This window comes from Knoellia locipacati, from assembly GCF_044791685.1.
GTDB lineage: Bacteria > Actinomycetota > Actinomycetes > Actinomycetales > Dermatophilaceae > Knoellia > Knoellia locipacati_A.
In genome coordinates, this window is sequence record NZ_CP087730.1 from 3,310,389 (window position 1) to 3,328,120 (window position 17,732).

14 protein-coding genes and 1 rRNA gene are annotated in these 17,732 nt (G+C 70.1%); 14 read left to right on the forward strand and 1 reads right to left on the reverse strand.

Translation table 11 applies throughout. From position 1 onward, the window contains the following. Positions 1 to 170 precede the first annotated feature (170 nt). The 12 genes from pheS to LL946_RS15595 all read left to right on the forward strand — a co-directional run bounded on the left by pheS (position 171) and on the right by LL946_RS15595 (position 12,969). Positions 171 to 1,265, forward strand: a complete 1,095-nt coding sequence (pheS, locus tag LL946_RS15540; RefSeq protein ID WP_404382215.1) for a phenylalanine--tRNA ligase subunit alpha — start codon at positions 171 to 173, stop codon at positions 1,263 to 1,265. A gap of 64 nt (positions 1,266 to 1,329) precedes the next feature. Next, positions 1,330 to 3,879 carry a phenylalanine--tRNA ligase subunit beta gene (gene pheT, locus LL946_RS15545; RefSeq protein ID WP_404382217.1) on the forward strand — a complete coding sequence of 850 codons (2,550 nt, stop codon included), beginning with the start codon at positions 1,330 to 1,332 and terminating at the stop codon, positions 3,877 to 3,879. Next, positions 3,876 to 4,607: an SDR family oxidoreductase gene (locus LL946_RS15550; RefSeq protein WP_404382219.1), complete on the forward strand. Its 732-nt coding sequence runs from the start codon at positions 3,876 to 3,878 to the stop codon at positions 4,605 to 4,607. Before pheT ends, LL946_RS15550 begins: the two co-directional genes overlap by 4 nt. Before the next feature lie 46 nt (positions 4,608 to 4,653). Then, a complete protein-coding gene (argC, locus tag LL946_RS15555) occupies positions 4,654 to 5,697 on the forward strand; it encodes an N-acetyl-gamma-glutamyl-phosphate reductase (RefSeq protein WP_404382221.1) in 1,044 nt (347 codons plus the stop codon). Positions 5,698 to 5,702: 5 nt separating this feature from the next. Continuing rightward, positions 5,703 to 6,110, forward strand: coding sequence for an ACT domain-containing protein (locus tag LL946_RS15560; protein WP_404386925.1), 408 nt, complete (start codon positions 5,703 to 5,705; stop codon positions 6,108 to 6,110). Further along, positions 6,107 to 7,258 carry a bifunctional glutamate N-acetyltransferase/amino-acid acetyltransferase ArgJ gene (gene argJ, locus LL946_RS15565; RefSeq protein WP_404382223.1) on the forward strand — a complete coding sequence of 384 codons (1,152 nt, stop codon included), beginning with the start codon at positions 6,107 to 6,109 and terminating at the stop codon, positions 7,256 to 7,258. The genes LL946_RS15560 and argJ overlap by 4 nt, the downstream gene beginning before the upstream one ends. Positions 7,259 to 7,268: 10 nt before the next feature. Beyond that, entirely contained in the window at positions 7,269 to 8,153 is an 885-nt protein-coding gene (gene argB / locus LL946_RS15570) for an acetylglutamate kinase (protein ID WP_404382225.1), read from the forward strand. Next, entirely contained in the window at positions 8,150 to 9,445 is a 1,296-nt protein-coding gene (locus LL946_RS15575) for an acetylornithine transaminase (RefSeq protein WP_404382227.1), read from the forward strand. Before argB ends, LL946_RS15575 begins: the two co-directional genes overlap by 4 nt. Beyond that, a complete protein-coding gene (gene argF, locus LL946_RS15580; protein ID WP_404382228.1) occupies positions 9,442 to 10,398 on the forward strand; it encodes an ornithine carbamoyltransferase in 957 nt (318 codons plus the stop codon). Before LL946_RS15575 ends, argF begins: the two co-directional genes overlap by 4 nt. After that, positions 10,395 to 10,898, forward strand: coding sequence for an arginine repressor (locus LL946_RS15585; RefSeq protein WP_404382230.1), 504 nt, complete (start codon positions 10,395 to 10,397; stop codon positions 10,896 to 10,898). Before argF ends, LL946_RS15585 begins: the two co-directional genes overlap by 4 nt. After that, positions 10,895 to 12,358, forward strand: coding sequence for an argininosuccinate lyase (gene argH / locus LL946_RS15590; RefSeq protein WP_404382232.1), 1,464 nt, complete (start codon positions 10,895 to 10,897; stop codon positions 12,356 to 12,358). Before LL946_RS15585 ends, argH begins: the two co-directional genes overlap by 4 nt. Then, the gene (locus LL946_RS15595) at positions 12,355 to 12,969 is read left to right on the forward strand and encodes a DNA-3-methyladenine glycosylase (protein WP_404382234.1); all 615 of its coding nucleotides are present in this window, start codon (positions 12,355 to 12,357) and stop codon (positions 12,967 to 12,969) included. The genes argH and LL946_RS15595 overlap by 4 nt, the downstream gene beginning before the upstream one ends. On the opposite strand, the gene LL946_RS15600 is transcribed toward LL946_RS15595, so the two are convergent. After that, the gene (locus tag LL946_RS15600) at positions 12,947 to 13,963 is read right to left on the reverse strand and encodes an adenosine deaminase (RefSeq protein WP_404382236.1); all 1,017 of its coding nucleotides are present in this window, start codon (positions 13,961 to 13,963) and stop codon (positions 12,947 to 12,949) included. The two genes, LL946_RS15595 and LL946_RS15600, sit on opposite strands and share 23 nt — an antisense overlap. Before the next feature lie 186 nt (positions 13,964 to 14,149). Between LL946_RS15600 and tyrS the strand changes: the two genes are divergently transcribed. Together tyrS and LL946_RS15610 are read left to right on the forward strand one after the other, a co-directional pair. Next, positions 14,150 to 15,409 (forward strand): tyrosine--tRNA ligase, encoded by a 1,260-nt coding sequence (tyrS, locus tag LL946_RS15605; RefSeq protein WP_404382238.1) that lies wholly within the window; start codon positions 14,150 to 14,152, stop codon positions 15,407 to 15,409. Between the two features lie 686 nt (positions 15,410 to 16,095). Further along, positions 16,096 to 17,619, forward strand: a 16S ribosomal RNA gene (locus LL946_RS15610). Positions 17,620 to 17,732: the final 113 nt, after the last annotated feature.

Here is a 17,732-nt window from a genome sequence, read left to right on the forward strand (position 1 = left end):
CACCCCCCGTGCCGTGCGCCGATTTACCGTGCCCTCGGGTGCGGTGACGCCTGCCTGAGCCTGCGTGCGGGCGCCCGGCGTCCACCCACGGCCCGAGGGCGCGACCCCCCCGAAGACGTCCCAGCCTTCCCCGGCGCGACCTTGTCGCGCCCGCGACGAGAGTGGAACCCATGTCAGGACCCAACACGAACTTCGACCCCGTCGAGGTCGCGGCGCTCGACCCCGAGGCCATCGAGTCAGCCGTCACGACGGCGCTCGACGAGGTGGCCACCGCGAGCTCGCTCGACGAGCTCAAGTCGTTGCGGGCGACCCACACCGGCGACAAGTCGCCGCTCGCCCTCGCCAACCGTGAGATCGGCGCTCTCCCGCCCAGTGCCAAGGCCGAGGCCGGCAAGCGCGTCGGCCAGGCGCGGGGACGCGTCAACCAGGCCTTTGCCGGGCGGCAGGTCGAGCTCGAGGCCGAGCGCGACGAGCGGATCCTCACCGAGGAGGCCGTTGACGTCACCCTGCCCTCGGGCCGCCGTCCGCTGGGTCGCCGCCACCCGATCGAGCTCATGTCGCAGCGCATCGCCGACCTCTTCGTGGGCATGGGCTGGGAGATCGCCGAGGGCCCCGAGATCGAGGCGGAGTGGTTCAACTTCGATGCGTTGAACTTCGACGCCGACCACCCCGCCCGCCAGATGCAGGACACGTTCTACGTCGACCCGCCGGAGGACGGTCTCGTCCTGCGCACCCATACCTCGCCGGTGCAGGCGCGGACGCTGCTCGACCGCGGGGTCCCCGTCTACGTCGCGGCGATCGGCCGGGTGTTCCGCACCGACGAGCTCGACGCGACGCACATGCCCGCCTTCCACCAGGTCGAGGGGCTCGCGGTGGACGAGGGCATCACCATGGCGCACCTCAAGGGCACGCTCGACCGCCTCGCGAGCGAGCTCTTCGGCGACGGCATCACTACCCGGCTGCGCCCCTCGTTCTTCCCGTTCACCGAGCCCAGCGCCGAGATGGACCTGCGCTGCTTCGTCTGTCGCGGCGAGGACCCCGACTGTCGCACCTGCAAGGGGACCGGCTGGATCGAGTGGGGTGGCTGCGGGATGGTCAACCGCAACGTCCTCACCGCCTGCGGTGTCGACCCCGACCGCTACACCGGCTTCGCCTTCGGCATGGGAATCGACCGGGCGCTGATGTTCCGGACGGGCGTGAGCGACATGCGCGACATGATCGAGGGCGACGTGCGCTTCGACGCGCAGTTCGGTCTGGAGATCTGATGCGCTGCAGTCCCGTCCACGCACCCTGCGCCGGTGCACCCCTTCCTGTCGGTATGGAGATCTGATGCGTGTTCCCGTCGAATGGCTCCGCGAGTACGTCGCCGTCCCCGGGGACGCCCGCGGGCTGCAGATCGCCGCGGACCTCGTCAGCGTGGGGCTCGAGGAGGAGGGCCTGCACACCGGTGGAGTCACCGGTCCCCTCGTCGTCGGCCGGGTTCTCAGCCGCGACCCCGAGCCGCAGAAGAACGGCAAGACGATCAACTGGTGCACCGTCGACGTCGGTGACGCCAACGGCACCGGCGACCCGCAGGGGATCGTCTGCGGCGCCCACAACTTCGAGCCCGGCGACCTCGTCGTCGTCATCCTGCCCGGCGGGGTGCTCACCACGCCGCAGGGTCCGCTCGAGGTCAGCGCTCGCAAGACCTACGGCCACGTGTCGGCCGGGATGATCTGCTCCGAGCGCGAGCTCGGCATCGGCGACGACCACGACGGGATCCTCGTCCTGTCGCGCCGGTTCGCGGGCGACGACGAACTGCTGACCCGCCTGACCCCCGGCACCGACGCCATCCCGCTCCTCGGGCTCGACCGCGAGACCGTCGAGGTCAACGTGACGCCCGACCGCGGCTACTGCTTCTCGGTCCGTGGCGTCGCCCGGGAGTACGGCCACGCGACCGGCGCCACGTTCACCGACCCCGTGGCAGCGCTCGATGCCCAGGCGCCCGAACCCACTGACGGGGGCTTCCCCGTCGAGCTGCGCGACGACGCGCCGATCCGCGGACGCGACGGTTGCGACCGCTACGTCGCGAGGGTGGTGCGGGGGATCGACGTGTCGGCCCCGACCCCGGCCTGGATGGCGGCCCGGCTCACCAAGGCGGGCATGCGCCCGATCTCGCTGCCGGTCGACGTGACGAACTACGTCATGCTCGGTCTCGGCCAGCCGCTGCACGCCTTCGACGTCGCCACGCTCGACGCGCCGATCGTCGTCCGCCGCGCTCGCGAGGGGGAGCGGCTCACCACGCTCGACGGTGCCGACCGCGCCCTCGACACCGGCGACCTGCTCATCACCGATCGTGGGGGAGATCGACCCGTCGCCATCGCCGGGGTCATGGGTGGAGCCCAGACGGAAGTCGCGTCCGGGACGACCGACGTGCTCATCGAGGCCGCGCACTTCGAGCCGGTGAGCATCGCCCGCTCCGCGCGGCGCCACAAGCTGCCCTCCGAGGCGTCGCGCCGGTTCGAGCGAGGGGTCGACACCGCGCTCGCGACGGCGGCCGCCCAGCTGGCCGTCGACCTGCTCGTCGAGCACGGCGGCGGGGTCGCGGACCCCGAGGTCACCGATGTCGGCACGCCGGCGGCGCCGGTCCCCGTCTCGATGCCCATCGGCTTCCCGTCGCGCATCGTCGGGGTCGACTACGCCGACACCGAGGTGGTCACGGTGCTCGAGGCCATCGGATGTGCAGTGACCCGCGACGCTGACGTCCTCACGGTGGTGCCTCCGACGTGGAGGCCCGACCTCACGACCGCCGCCGACCTCGTCGAGGAGGTGGCGCGCATCCACGGCTACGACGCCATTCCCTCCCTGCTGCCCACGCCCCCCGGCGGCTCCGGCCTCACCCACGGGCAGCGCACCCGCCGCCTCGTCGCCGACGTCCTTGCGGGCCTGGGCCTGTCGGAGGTGTGGAGCGCGCCGTTCGTCGGTGCCGACCGCTACGCCGCGCTCGGGCTCGACGTCGACGCCGAGGAGGCCAGGTCGGTGCGCCTCGCGAACCCCCTGTCCGACGAGCAGCCCCTCATGCGCACGCGCCTGCTCGCGACGATGGTCGACGCGCTCCGGCGCAACGTCGCCAGGGGGACACGCGACGTCGCCCTCTTCGAGGTCGGCCTCGTCGTCGACGCCTCGGGCGAGCGGCAGCCCGCCCCCACCGAGGACGTCGGGGTCCGCCCCTCCGACGAGACCCTGGCGGCGATCCGGGCTGCGGTCCCGGCCCAGCCGCGCCACGTCGGCCTGCTCATGGCCGGTGACCGCGACCGTGCCGGCTGGTGGGGTCCGGGCCGCGCGGCTGACGTCACCGACGTCCTCGAGGTTGCGCGTGCCCTCGCGGAGGCCCTCGGGGTCGCGGTGCGCACGGTCGCCGACACCGTGGCGCCCTTCCACCCCGGCCGCTGCGCCCGCGTCGAGCTCGCCGACGGGACGGTCGTGGGACACGTCGGGGAGCTGCACCCCAAGGTCGTCGCAGCACTCGGCCTGCCCACACGCACTGTCGGTGGCGAGCTCGACCTCGACGTCCTCAGCCGTGCTGCGGAGGCGACGGTCCAGGCGCGCACGCTCACGACGTTCCCCATGGCGCAGAGCGACGTGGCGCTCGTCGTGGACGACGCGGTGACGGCGGAGTCCGTCGAGGCCGCACTGCGCGACGGCGCGGGTCCGTCGCTCGAGTCCGTCTCGCTCTTCGACGTCTACCACGGCGACCAGCTGCCTCCCGGCCGGAAGTCCCTGGCCTACCGCCTCACCTTCCGGGCTGCCGACCGCACCCTGACGACCGACGAGGTCTCGGGGCTGCGGGACTCTGCGGTCGCGGCCGCGGCGTCGCGCACGGGAGCGGTCCAGCGGTGACGGCTCCCGTCGCGATCGTCACCGGTGCCTCGCGGGGCATCGGTGCCCACCTCGCGACGGCGCTCGAGGACAGCGGGTATGCCGTGGAGCGCGGCTCACGCTCCACGGCGGAGGTCACCGACCGCGCGGAGGTCGACGCTTGGGTCGCCGACATCGTCGCGCGGCACGGCCGCGTCGACCTGCTCGTCAACAACGCCGGGGTCATCGACGCCGAGGTGCCGCTCGTCGACAGCGACCCGGACGAGTGGTGGCGGACGGTCGAGACCAACGTGCGTGGCCCCTACCTCGTGACGCGGGCGGTGCTGCCTCACCTCACCCCGGAGACCGGCCGGATCGTCAACCTCAACTCGGGTGCGGCCTACCGCAATGACGACAACGCCACGGCATACAACCTGAGCAAGGGTGCCCTGGCGCGGCTCACGTCACAGCTCGGTCTGGGGGAGGGGCGCACCGCACTCGTCTTCGACCTGGCGCCGGGTGTGGTGCGCACGGACATGACGCTGGGGATGCAGATGCACCGCGGCCGGACCGAGTGGACCTCCCCGGCCGAGGTGACCGACCTCCTGCTCGCGATCGCGCGCGGTGACCTCGATGCGTGGAGCGGCCGTCTGGTGCGAGCGGGCACCGACACCGTGGAGTCCCTCGGCGCCCGTGCGCGTGAGGGTCTGGGCGACCGGGACCGCACGCTGGGTCTCGTCACGTGGGGGGCGGACGACCCGCTGGGCTGACCCACCCTCTTTGCATAGTGATGTGTTGCCATGCAAGACTATGCACATGCTGAGTGTCGCAGTCGCCGGAGCGAGCGGGTACGCCGGGGGCGAGGTCCTGCGGTGGCTCCTGCAGCACCCCGAGGTCGAGGTCGGCGCGGTCACGGCGGGCGGCAACGCCGGTGCGCGGCTGGGCACGATCCATCCCCACCTGTTCGGCCTCGGTGACCGGGTCCTCGAGGAGACGACGCCCGACGTGCTGGCGGGCCATGACGCCGTCGTCCTCGCCCTCCCGCACGGTCACTCCGCGGGTGTCGCGTCCGCGCTCGGTGACGAGACCGTGGTCATCGACTGCGGTGCCGACTTCCGGCTGCGGGACGCGTTGGCGTGGACCCAGTTCTACGACACCCCGTATGCCGGGGCGTGGGCCTACGGCCTCCCGGAGCTGCCGCTCGCCGGCGGAGGCCGGGGTCGCGAGGCCCTCGCCGGAGCCCGCCGGGTCGCCGTCCCGGGGTGCTACCCGACGGCCGTGACGCTCGCCCTGGCACCCGGCCTGGCCGCAGGGGTCGTCGAGCCCGACGACGTCGTGATCGTCGCTGCGTCGGGGACGTCCGGCGCCGGCAAGTCACTCAAACCGCACCTGCTCGGTTCGGAGGTCATGGGGTCGATGTCGCCCTACGGCGTCGGGGGAGTGCACCGGCACACCCCGGAGATCGAGCAGAACCTCTCGGCCGCCGCCGGCTCCGACGTCACCGTGTCGTTCACGCCCACGCTCGCACCGATGCCCCGCGGCATCCTCGCGACCTGCACCGCCCGTGTGGTGCCCGGGACCTCGGCGGACGAGGTGCACGAAGCGTGGCGCACGACATACGCGGACGAAGCCTTCGTCCACGTGCTCGAGCCGGGCACCTGGCCCTCGACGTCCGCCGTCGTCGGCAGCAACCACGTCACCGTCCAGGTGGCGCTCGACGAGCGCACCGGCCGCGTCATCGCCGTGGCCGCGGTCGACAACCTCGCCAAGGGCACGGCCGGCGCGGCCGTCCAGTGCCTCAACCTCTCCGCCGGCCTGCCCGAGGCGACCGGCCTCCTCGGATCGGGGGTGGCGCCGTGAGCGCCATGCCACTGCACCTCATGACCCATCCCGAGTCCCTCGTCGTCGCCCGCCTCGACGGCGGTGCCGACCCCTCGTGGGACTGGACGCCCGGACCCTTTGCCTCCCTCACGAGGACGCCGCAGGAGACGTCGGTGGTGTGTCTCGCCGAGCTCGTCCCCGACGGCGTGCTCACGGAGGGGCCGTTCCGAGGTGTCGAGGTGGCCGGCCCGTTGGCCTTCGAGGCCGTCGGCGTCATGGCCGAGATCCTCGCGCCGCTCGTGTCGGCCGGCATCAGCGTCCTCGCCATGTCGACCTTCGACACGGACTGGGTGCTCGTCCCCGAGCAGCACATCGCCCACGCGAGCGAGGCGTGGCGCAAGGCCGGACTCATCGTCACCCCGACGGTCCTCACCGGTCGGAGGGACACGTGAGCGTCACCGCGGCGCAGGGCTTCCGGGCCGCGGGTGCGACCGCCGGTCTCAAGGCGTCGGGGTCCAGCGACGTGGCCCTCGTCGTCAACGACGGCCCGCACCACCATGTCGCCGCCGTCTTCACCTCGAACCGTGTCGAGGCTGCTCCCGTGACCTGGTCCCGGCAGGCCGTGAGCGACGGCCGCGCCGACGCGGTCTTCCTCAACTCCGGAGGAGCCAACGCCTGCACCGGCTCGAAGGGGTTCCAGGACACGCACCGCACCGCCGAGCTCGTCGCCGCAACGCTCGGCTGCAGTGCCCTCGACGTCGTCGTGTGCTCGACCGGCCTCATCGGTGAGTTCCTGCCGATGGACCGCATCGAGGCCGGCGTGGGCCTCACCGCCGACGCGCTCGCGGTCGACGGGGCCGAGGCCGCCGCCCGCGCGATCATGACGACCGACTCGGTGCCGAAGCAGGCGACGGTCTCGCGCGACGCCTGGTCCGTGGGCGGGATGGCCAAGGGTGCCGGCATGCTCGCACCGGGGCTCGCAACGATGCTCTGCGTCATCACGACCGACGCCGCCACCGACGCCGCGACCCTCGACGCGGCCCTCAGGGCCGCCACCGCGGTGACGTTCGACCGGGTCGACTCCGACGGCTGCATGTCGACCAACGACACCGTCGTCCTCATGGCGTCGGGCGCCTCCGGGGTGGCGGTCGATCCTGACGGCCTCACCGCCGCGGTGACCGAGGTGTGCGCGTCGCTGGCCCGACAGCTCGTCGCCGACGCCGAGGGGGCCAGCCACGACATCGCCGTCGAGGTCCGTTCCGCGGCAACCGAGCTCGAGGCCGTGGAGGTCGCCCGGTCCGTGACCCGGAGCAACCTCTTCAAGGCCGCGATCTTCGGGAAGGACCCCAACTGGGGCCGCGTGCTCGCCGCAGTCGGCACGACCGACGCGACCTTCGACCCCACCACGCTCGACGTCGCGATCAACGGCGTCCAGGTCTGCCGCGCCGCCACGGTCGGCGAGGACCGCGACCTGGTCGACCTCGGCCCTCGTGAGGTCCGGGTCGTCATCGACCTCCACGCCGGCGACGCCACCGCGACGGTGTGGACCAACGACCTCACCCACGAGTACGTCCACGAGAACTCCGCCTACAGCACGTGAGGACCTCCCCGTGATCGACGACCTGACCCGGCTCAAGGCGAGCACCCTCGTCGAGGCACTGCCGTGGCTCGAGGCGTTCCGCGGTGCGCTCGTCGTCGTCAAGTACGGCGGCAACGCCATGGTCGACGACGAGCTCAAGCTCGCCTTCGCACAGGACATCGCCTTCCTCCGGTATGCCGGACTGCGCCCCGTCGTCGTCCACGGCGGCGGTCCCCAGATCAAGGCGATGCTCGACCGGCTCGGGCTCGAGAGCGAGTTCAAGGGCGGTCTGCGCGTCACCACCCCCGAGGTCATGGACGTCGTGCGCATGGTCCTCACCGGCCAAGTCGGTCGCGAGCTCGTCGGCCTGCTCAACCAGCACGGACCACTGGCCGTAGGGCTCTCCGGAGAGGACGGCGCCCTCTTCGGCGCCCGCCGTCGGGGGGTCGTCGTGGATGGAGTCGAGGAGGACCTCGGGCTCGTCGGCGACGTCGTCTCGGTCAACACGAAGGCGGTCGTCGACCTGCTCGACGCCGGCCGCATCCCCGTCGTGTCCACGATCGCCCCGGACCTCGACCACGACGGCCAGGTCCTCAACGTCAACGCCGACACCGCGGCCGCTGCGCTAGCAGCCGCTCTCGGCGCGCGCAAGCTCGTCGTCCTCACGGACGTCGAGGGCGTGTATGCCGCGTGGCCCGACCGGTCCTCCCTGCTCTCGACCCTGCCCCTGAGCCAGGCGCGCGAGCTGCTGACCCGCGTCGACTCCGGGATGATCCCCAAGCTCGAGGCCTGCATCCGGGCCGTCGAGGACGGCGTCCCGCAGGCCCACGTTATCGACGGCCGCGAACCGCACTCGCTGCTCCTCGAGGTCTTCACCTCGGCGGGCATCGGCACCCTCATCGAGGAGGACGCATGAACACCCCACGAAGTTCGCCCACGCCGAACGTGGGACCCGCCCCGCTTCGCTCCTCCAATACTTCGCGGGGACCCCGCACGAGCACCCCCAGCGGCACCGGAAGCCAGCCCGAGCTGCTCGACCGCTACGCCCACTCGCTCATCCCCGTCTTCGGGACTCCGCAGCTCGTCCTCGAGCGTGGCGCCGGTCCCTGGGTGTGGGACACCGACGGCAAGCGCTACCTCGACCTCGTCGGCGGGATCGCGGTCAACGCGCTGGGGCACAACCACCCAGCCCTCGTCGCAGCGGTCTCCAAGCAGATCGGCGAGATGGCGCACATCTCGAACTTCTACACCTCACGCGTCCAGATCGAGCTCGCCGAGCGGTTGCTCGCCATCGCCGGCGCGCCCGAGGGCTCCGGGGTGTTCTTCGCCAACTCCGGTGCCGAGGCGGTCGAGGGCGCCATCAAGCTGTCCCGGCGCACCGGCCGCACGGGCATCGTCGCCGCCGAGGGCGCCTTCCACGGCCGCACCACGGGGGCCCTCGCCCTGACGCACAAGGCCGCCTACCGCGAGCCCTTCGCGCCCCTCATCCCCGACGTCACCCACGTGCCCAACAACGACATCGACGCCCTGCGCGGCGCTGTCACGACGGACACCGCAGCCGTCGTGCTCGAGCCGGTCCAGGGTGAGGCGGGAGCGGTCGTCGCCGACCCGGCATACCTGCGTGCCGCCCGTGAGGTGACCACGGCGGCGGGTGCGCTGCTCGTCATCGACGAGGTCCAGACCGGCATCGGTCGCACCGGCGACTGGTTCGGGTTCCAGGAGAGCGGGATCGTCCCGGACGCGATCACCCTCGCCAAGGGGCTCGGCGGAGGCCTCCCCATCGGAGCCCTCGTGACCTTCGGCGCCCACGTCACCGGTCTCCTCACCGCCGGCCAGCACGGCTCGACGTTCAGCGGCAACCCGCTCGTCGCGGCCGCCGGGCTCAGCGTGCTCTCGACGATCGAGTCCGAGCAGCTGCTCGGGCACGTCACGGCGATGGGAGAGCACCTCGTGGCGGCCGTCGCGGCACTCGAGCACCCCGACATCGTCGGCGTCCGGGGCCGGGGGCTGCTGCGGGCGATCGTCCTGCGCTCGGACCTCTCTGCCGACATCGCCGCAGCGGCCCGCGAGGCGGGCTTCCTCGTCAACGCCGTCGCGCCGGACGCCATCCGGCTCGTCCCACCGCTCGTCGTCACCGCCGAGGAGCTCGACCTCTTCGTCGCCGCCCTTCCCTCGCTCATCGCCACCGCCAAGGAGTCGAACTCATGACCACCACGCCCAGGCACTTCCTCCGGGACGACGACGTCACCCCGGCCGAGCAGGCAGAGATCCTCGAGCGCGCCGCGGCCATCAAGGCGCGTCCGTTCAGCGACCGGAGCCTCGAGGGGCCCGAGGTCGTCGCGGTGCTCTTCGACAAGCAGACGCTGCGCACCCAGGTGTCCTTCGCCGCCGCGATCGCCCACCTCGGCGGCTTCCCCCTCGTCATCGACGGCAAGCTCGCGCAGGTCGGTGTGCGTGAGTCGATCGCCGACGTCGCCCGGGTGCTCACGCGCGAGGCCAAGGTCATCGTGTGGCGCACCTACGGTCAGGAGCGCATCGAGGAGATGGCCGCGCACTCGAGCGTGCCCGTCGTCAACGCCCTGACCGACGAGTTCCATCCCTGCCAGATCCTCGCCGACCTCCTCACGATCAAGGAGCACAAGGGGACCCTCGCGGGGCTGACCTTCGCCTACGTCGGCGACGGCGCCAACAACATGAGCCACAGCTACCTGCTGGGCATGGCGATGTCGGGCCTCCACGTCCGCGTCGGCACGCCTGCCGACTACCAGCCGTCGCCGCCGCTGCTGGCCCGCGCTGCCGAGATCGCGGCGACGACGGGTGGCTCGGTGACGGTCGTCGAGGACCCCGCCGAGGCCGTGACCGGGGCCGACGTCGTCGCGACGGACACCTGGGTCTCGATGGGCTTCGAGAAGGAGAAGAAGTCCCGTCAGGGCTCGGCGAGCCCCTTCGCCCCGTATGCCGTGAGTGCCGAGCTCATGGCGAAGGCCAAGCCGGACGCGATCTTCCTCCACTGCCTGCCCGCCTACCGCGGCTTCGAGGTCGACGCCTCCGTCATCGACGGACCGCAGTCGGTCGTCTGGGACGAGTCCGAGAACCGGCTGCACGCGCAGAAGGCCGTGCTGTCCTGGCTCCTCGAGAAGAGCGGGGGACTGGGCCGATGACCGTCTCGTCCAGCCGCACCGGACGCCAGCGCCGCATCGTCGAGATCCTCTCGAGCCGTCCGGTCCGTTCGCAGACCGAGCTGCTCGGCATCCTGGGTCAGGACGGGATCGACGTCACCCAGGCGACCCTGTCGCGAGACCTCGTCGACGTCGGTGCCGAGAAGGTCCGTGTCGGCAAGAACCTCGTGTATGCCGTCCCCGGCGAGGGCGGCGACCGCACCGTCCGCGTCGCTCCGGACGAGGAGGAGACGTCGAGCCGGCTGGCCCAGCGCTGTCACGAGCTCCTCGTCTCGGCCGAGGTCTCCGTCAACCTCGTCGTGCTGCGCACCCCGCCCGGGGCGGCGAACTTCCTGGCCTCGGCCATCGACCACACGAGTGTCCCCGGCGTGGTCGGCACGATCGCGGGAGACGACACCATCATGATCATCACGACAGGAGCCGCGGCGTCGCGCAAGGTCGCCGCCAGGCTCATGGGCTACACCCGGAGGGAGAACGCGTGAGCGAGCACGCAGGCGAGCACGTTGGCGACAAGACGCAGCAGGCCGGTCTGAGCCTGTGGGGAGGTCGCTTCAGCGGCGGCCCGGCCGACGCTCTCGCCGAGCTGTCGCGGTCGACGCACTTCGACTGGCGGCTCGCGCTGCACGACATCGCCGGGTCGCGTGCCCACGCCCGGGTGCTGCACGGCGCCGGGCTGCTCGCCGACGACGACCTCGCGACCATGCTCGCCGCGCTCGACCGGCTCGCGGCCGACGTGGAGTCGGGCACCTTCGCCCCGGGCCCGGACGACGAGGACGTCCACACCGCCCTCGAGCGTGGCCTCATCGAGCGCGCCGGCGCCGACGTCGGTGGTCGTCTCCGGGCCGGCCGCTCGCGCAACGACCAGGTCGCGACGCTGGTCCGCATGTACCTGCGGGAGCACGCCCGCACGGTCGCAGGGCTCGTCGTCGACGTCGTCGACGCGCTGGTCGCCCAGGCCGGGCGCCACCCCGGCGTCGCCATGCCCGGCCGCACCCACCTCCAGCACGCGCAGCCGGTGCTGCTCGCCCACCACCTGCTGGCCCACGCGTGGCCGCTGCTGCGTGACGTGGAGCGGTTGCGTGACTGGGACGCGCGGGCTTCTCTCAGCCCCTACGGCTCGGGCGCCCTCGCGGGCAGCTCGCTCGGGCTCGACCCGGAGGCCGTCGCGGCCGACCTGGGCTTCGCCGGCGCCGTCGAGAACTCGATCGACGGCACTGCGGCGAGGGACGTCGTGGCCGAGTTCGCGTTTGTGACGACGATGGTCGCCGTCGACCTGTCGCGGATCGCCGAGGAGGTCATCCTCTGGGCGACCAAGGAGTTCGGCTTCGTCACCCTCGACGACGCCTACTCGACTGGGTCGAGCATCATGCCGCAGAAGAAGAACCCTGACGTCGCCGAGCTCGCGCGCGGGAAGGCCGGCCGGCTCGTGGGCAACTTGACCGGACTCCTCACCACGCTCAAGGGCCTGCCGCTGGCCTACAACCGTGACCTGCAGGAGGACAAGGAGCCGGTCTTCGACTCCATCGACACGCTCGAGGTCCTCCTCCCTGCCTTCAGCGGCATGGTCGACACCCTCGTGTTCGACACCGAGCGCCTCGAGTCCCTTGCGCCACAGGGCTTCTCCCTCGCCACCGACATCGCCGAGTGGCTGGTCCGCGAGGGTGTGCCGTTCCGCGTCGCCCACGAGGTGGCGGGGGAGTGCGTCCGGGTCTGCGAGTCACGGGGGATCGAGCTGTGGGACCTCTCCGACGACGACCTGTCCGGCATCTCCGAGCACCTCACACCCGGCGTGCGCGACGTCCTGTCCGTCGACGGCTCCCTGGCCTCGAGGGACGCCAAGGGCGGCACGGCGCCGGCTCGCGTTGCCGAGCAGCTGGCGAGGGTCGAGACTCAGCGCGACGAGGCCCGTGCCTGGGCGACGTCGCTGCCCGTCGTCCGGTGAGGCTGGAGCGGGCGTTCTTCGCCCGTCCCGCGCCGGTCGTGGCGCCCGAGCTGCTCGGGTGCCGACTCACCCACGGCGGGGTCACCGTGAGGCTCACGGAGGTCGAGGCCTACACCGGCGAGGGCACGGACCCGGGGTCCCACGCCTACCGGGGACGGACGCCGCGCACGGAGGTGATGTTCGGCATGGCCGGTCACCTCTACGTCTACTTCAGCTACGGCATGCACTGGTGCGCCAACGTGGTCTGCGGCGACGAGGGGAGTGCGGCGGCGGTGCTGCTGCGGGCCGGTGAGGTGGTCGAGGGTCACGACGTGGCCGCGGCGCGTCGGGCAGGGGTCCGACCGCGCGACTGGGCACGTGGTCCGGCCCGGCTCACCTCCACGCTGGCGATCGACCGGTCGCACGACGGCGCCGACGTCTGCGACGGGGGTGCGGTGCGGTTCGAGCCACCGGCCGAGGCGGTCGACCGCGCGCGGATCCGCACCGGACCACGTGTCGGGGTGAGCGGGCCGGGAGGCGACGGGACGGCATACCCCTATCGGTTCTGGCTCGACGGGGAGCCGAGCGTGAGCGCCTACCGGCCCGGGGTCACTCGCCGACGTACGCGCTGATCTCCGCGCGGATGCGCTGCTTGACGGCGTCTGGCGCACAGCTCACGTCGACCGCCGTCGTCGCGAGGTCGGCCAGACCACGCTCGTCGAGGTCGAGCAGGTCTGCCGCGATGGCGTACTCCCGGTTGAGGGTGGTGCCGAACATCGGCGGGTCGTCGCTGTTGACGGTGACGACGACTCCGGCGTCGCGCAGCGCGCGAAGGGGATGGTCCTCGAGGCTCTCCACGCAGCGGGTGGCGAGGTTCGACGTGGGGCACACCTCGAGGGGGATGCCTTCGGCGACGAGGCGCTCGATGAGGCGCGGGTCGTCGATCGACCGGATGCCGTGACCGATGCGCTCGGCCCCGAGGGCGTCGAGAGCGTCCCAGACGGACTGCGCGTCGGTCGACTCGCCGGCGTGGGGGAGCGAGCGGAGTCCGGCTGCGCGAGCACGGTCGAAGTGCGGCTTGAACTGCGGGCGTGGGACCTCCGGACCGCCCAGACCGAAGCCGATGAGCGACTCCGGCCCGTGGTCGATGGCGTAGCCGAGGGTCGCGTCCGCGGAGGCGAGGCCGGCCTCGCCCGGGATGTCGTAGATCCACCGGAGCACCACACCGAGGTCGCGTTCGGCTGCTCGGCGGGCATCCTCGATCGCCTCTGTGTAGGCCTCGATCGGGATCCCCATGCGCACACTCGTGAACGGCGTCATCGTGAGCTCGGCATAGCGAACCTGCTGTGCCGCAAGGCCTTCGGCCACCTCGTAGGTCAGGAGGTGGATGTCCTCGGGCGTCCGGAGCAGCGACACGACGGCGAGGTAGACGTCGATGAAGTGCGCGAAGTCCGAGAAGACGTAGAAGTCGCGCAGCGCCTCGATCCCCTGTGGCACACCGGAGTCGGGGTGTCGCTCGGCCAGCCGCGCGACGGTCTCCGGCCGGGCGGAGCCCACGTGGTGCACGTGCAGCTCTGCCTTGGGCAGACCCGCGATGAACCCTTCGTATGCCGTCCGCTCACCCATGTGCCGCAGTCTGTCAGTCCGCGAGTGCCTGGGCGACGGCCCTGGCGCCGAGGGGTGCGAGGGCGTGTCCGCGTGGTGAGGAGAACCAGGTCGCCATGAGTAGGAGCTCGGGAGCGGGCACGCCTCACATCCCACAGGGCGACGCGGTGCGTCGGCCACCGAGTTCGCCGTGGCAGGCTGACGCCCGTGAACGACATCCTTGCCGAGCTGCAGTGGCGTGGTCTCGTGGCGCAGACCACCGACGAGGGCGCGCTGCGTGACGCCCTGACCCAGGGCCCGATCACCGCCTACTGCGGCTTCGACCCCACCGCACCCTCCCTGCACTTCGGCAACCTCGTCCAGCTCATCGTGCTGCGCCACCTCCAGCGCGCCGGCCACCGGGTGATCTGCCTCGTGGGTGGGTCGACCGGGCTCATCGGCGACCCCCGGCCGAGCTCCGAACGCGTCCTCAAGACCAAGGAGCAGACCGCAGAGTGGGTCGGGCGGATCCAGCAGCAGGTGCAGCCCTTCCTCGACTTCGAGGGCGAGAACGCCGCGATCATGGTCAACAACCTCGACTGGACCGCCCCCATGACGGCCCTCGACTTCCTGCGCGACATCGGCAAGCACTTCCGGGTCAACCAGATGGTCAAGAAGGACGCGGTCGCCGCCCGCCTCAACTCCGACGAGGGCATCTCCTACACCGAGTTCAGCTACCAGATCCTCCAGGGACTCGACTTCCTCGAGCTCTACCGCGCGCACGGGTGCACCCTCCAGACAGGTGGGCAGGACCAGTGGGGCAACCTCACCGCCGGGTCCGACCTCATCCACAAGGTCGAGGGGGAGTCGGTCCACCTCCTGACGACGCCGCTCGTCACCGACGCCGCCGGCAACAAGTTCGGCAAGAGCGAAGGCAACGCCGTCTGGCTCTCGTCCGACATGACGAGCCCCTACGCCTTCTACCAGTACTGGCTCAACGTCGAGGACGCCTCCGTCGTCAAGCTGCTGCGCATCTTCACGGACCGCACCCGGGACGAGGTGGCCGAGCTCGAACGACAGGTGGCGGAGGAGCCCTTCAGGCGGGCGGCGCAGCGGACGCTCGCCGCTGACGTGACGACCCTGGTGCACGGGGCGGAGGCGACCGTGGCGGTGCAGGCGGCGTCCGAGGCGCTCTTCGGCAAGGGTGACCTCGCCGCCCTCGACGCACGCACCCTGGGCGATGCCACCGCGGAGCTGCCCGGGGGAGAGGTCTCGCCGGGGATGACGATGACCGACGCCCTCGTCGCCGTCGGGCTCGTCGAGTCCCGCAACGCCGCGCGGCGGGCGATCGGCGACGGCGGAGCATCGGTCAACGGCGTGAAGGTCACCGACCCGGAGCTCGCTCTGTCGGACGAGCACTTCCTCCACGGATCCGTGGTCATCCTGCGCCGTGGCCGCAAGTCGATGGCCGCGGGTCGAAAGGGCTAGAACGCCTCTCGCACACCGCAATCGGGCCCTGCGACGCCGTTCCCACGGTGGTCGGCGGGGCCCGATTTGGAATCTGCTGCGGACGTCATCTAATGTTCTCGATGTCAGCCCGAGAGGGAGGAACGGACACCACTGCGCAGGGCCCACGGCCCCGCACGAAGTAGGCCGGTCCCGGGGTTGGCCCCAACAGCTCGAGACGGTGGAGACGCCGGCGACAGCGTCACGCCGCGAGGTGTGACGGTTGGGAGAGACCGACCGTCAGGACCAGCGGAAACGCCGGTTTGGAGCGCGGCCCACAGGCTGCTACGGTTGGTACCCCGCGAAGATCCAAGCGCAGTCGGATCCGGCGGTCCTGAGAGGGACGAGGCCGGGTTTGACGCCCAAGTGTGGCCGTGGGTAGGTTTGAGCAGTTGCCCTGGATGCTGGCCCTGTTGGGTTGGTTGATGGTGTGCGTCCGTTCCTTGAGAACTCAACAGCGTGTCAAAAATCGATGCCAATACCTCGTCTCGTGGCGATGGTGGCGCTGCCCGTTCGGGTGGTGTTGTTGTCGTGGCGAACGAATTTTTTTCCTTTGGTTGACAATGATCATTCAGCAGTTTTTGCTGGTTGTTCTTGCTCAGCCAGGTTTTCAATCATCCTTTTGGGATAATGTTTTTCTCCGCCTTTTGGGTGGGGGATTGCAGTCATCAACGGAGAGTTTGATCCTGGCTCAGGACGAACGCTGGCGGCGTGCTTAACACATGCAAGTCGAACGGTGATCTCGAGAGCTTGCTCTTGGGTGAGCAGTGGCGAACGGGTGAGTAACACGTGAGTAACCTGCCCCTGACTCTGGAATAAGCGCTGGAAACGGCGTCTAATACCGGATACGAGACGCCACCGCATGGTGAGTGTCTGGAAAGTTTTTCGGTCTGGGATGGACTCGCGGCCTATCAGCTTGTTGGTGAGGTAATGGCTCACCAAGGCGATGACGGGTAGCCGGCCTGAGAGGGCGACCGGCCACACTGGGACTGAGACACGGCCCAGACTCCTACGGGAGGCAGCAGTGGGGAATATTGCACAATGGGCGAAAGCCTGATGCAGCGACGCCGCGTGAGGGATGACGGCCTTCGGGTTGTAAACCTCTTTCAGCAGGGAAGAAGCGCAAGTGACGGTACCTGCAGAAGAAGCACCGGCTAACTACGTGCCAGCAGCCGCGGTAATACGTAGGGTGCGAGCGTTGTCCGGAATTATTGGGCGTAAAGAGCTTGTAGGCGGTTTGTCGCGTCTGCTGTGAAAATCCGGGGCTCAACCCCGGACTTGCAGTGGGTACGGGCAGACTAGAGTGTGGTAGGGGAGACTGGAATTCCTGGTGTAGCGGTGAAATGCGCAGATATCAGGAGGAACACCGATGGCGAAGGCAGGTCTCTGGGCCACTACTGACGCTGAGAAGCGAAAGCATGGGGAGCGAACAGGATTAGATACCCTGGTAGTCCATGCCGTAAACGTTGGGAACTAGGTGTGGGTCTCATTCCACGAGATCCGTGCCGCAGCTAACGCATTAAGTTCCCCGCCTGGGGAGTACGGCCGCAAGGCTAAAACTCAAAGGAATTGACGGGGGCCCGCACAAGCGGCGGAGCATGTGGATTAATTCGATGCAACGCGAAGAACCTTACCAAGGCTTGACATATACCGGAAACATCCAGAGATGGGTGCCCCGCAAGGTCGGTATACAGGTGGTGCATGGTTGTCGTCAGCTCGTGTCGTGAGATGTTGGGTTAAGTCCCGCAACGAGCGCAACCCTCGTTCTATGTTGCCAGCACGTGATGGTGGGGACTCATAGGAGACTGCCGGGGTCAACTCGGAGGAAGGTGGGGATGAGGTCAAATCATCATGCCCCTTATGTCTTGGGCTTCACACATGCTACAATGGCCGGTACAAAGGGCTGCGAAACCGCAAGGTGGAGCGAATCCCAAAAAACCGGTCTCAGTTCGGATTGGGGTCTGCAACTCGACCCCATGAAGTTGGAGTCGCTAGTAATCGCAGATCAGCAACGCTGCGGTGAATACGTTCCCGGGCCTTGTACACACCGCCCGTCAAGTCACGAAAGTCGGTAACACCCGAAGCCGGTGGCCCAACCCTTGTGGAGGGAGCCGTCGAAGGTGGGACTGGCGATTGGGACTAAGTCGTAACAAGGTAGCCGTACCGGAAGGTGCGGCTGGATCACCTCCTTTCTAAGGAGCACTGGCGCGCAAGCGTCCAGAGCCTGGTCTGTCCCCGACTGTGGGGCAGCAGGTGCTCAAGGGTGGAACATCGATTATTTGGCGTCGTCTCGTGCATCGCACGC

Bases quoted from the DNA above. Each gene is read 5' to 3' on its own strand.
- argF (WP_404382228.1), top strand. From the start codon at position 9,442: ATGACCACCACGCCCAGGCACTTCCTCCGGGACGACGACGTCACCCCG.
- argC (WP_404382221.1), top strand. From the start codon at position 4,654: ATGCTGAGTGTCGCAGTCGCCGGAGCGAGCGGGTACGCCGGGGGCGAG.
- pheT (WP_404382217.1), top strand. From the start codon at position 1,330: ATGCGTGTTCCCGTCGAATGGCTCCGCGAGTACGTCGCCGTCCCCGGG.
- pheS (WP_404382215.1), top strand. From the start codon at position 171: ATGTCAGGACCCAACACGAACTTCGACCCCGTCGAGGTCGCGGCGCTC.
- LL946_RS15600 (WP_404382236.1), bottom strand. From the start codon at position 13,963: ATGGGTGAGCGGACGGCATACGAAGGGTTCATCGCGGGTCTGCCCAAG.
- LL946_RS15585 (WP_404382230.1), top strand. From the start codon at position 10,395: ATGACCGTCTCGTCCAGCCGCACCGGACGCCAGCGCCGCATCGTCGAG.
- LL946_RS15575 (WP_404382227.1), top strand. From the start codon at position 8,150: ATGAACACCCCACGAAGTTCGCCCACGCCGAACGTGGGACCCGCCCCG.
- LL946_RS15560 (WP_404386925.1), top strand. From the start codon at position 5,703: ATGCCACTGCACCTCATGACCCATCCCGAGTCCCTCGTCGTCGCCCGC.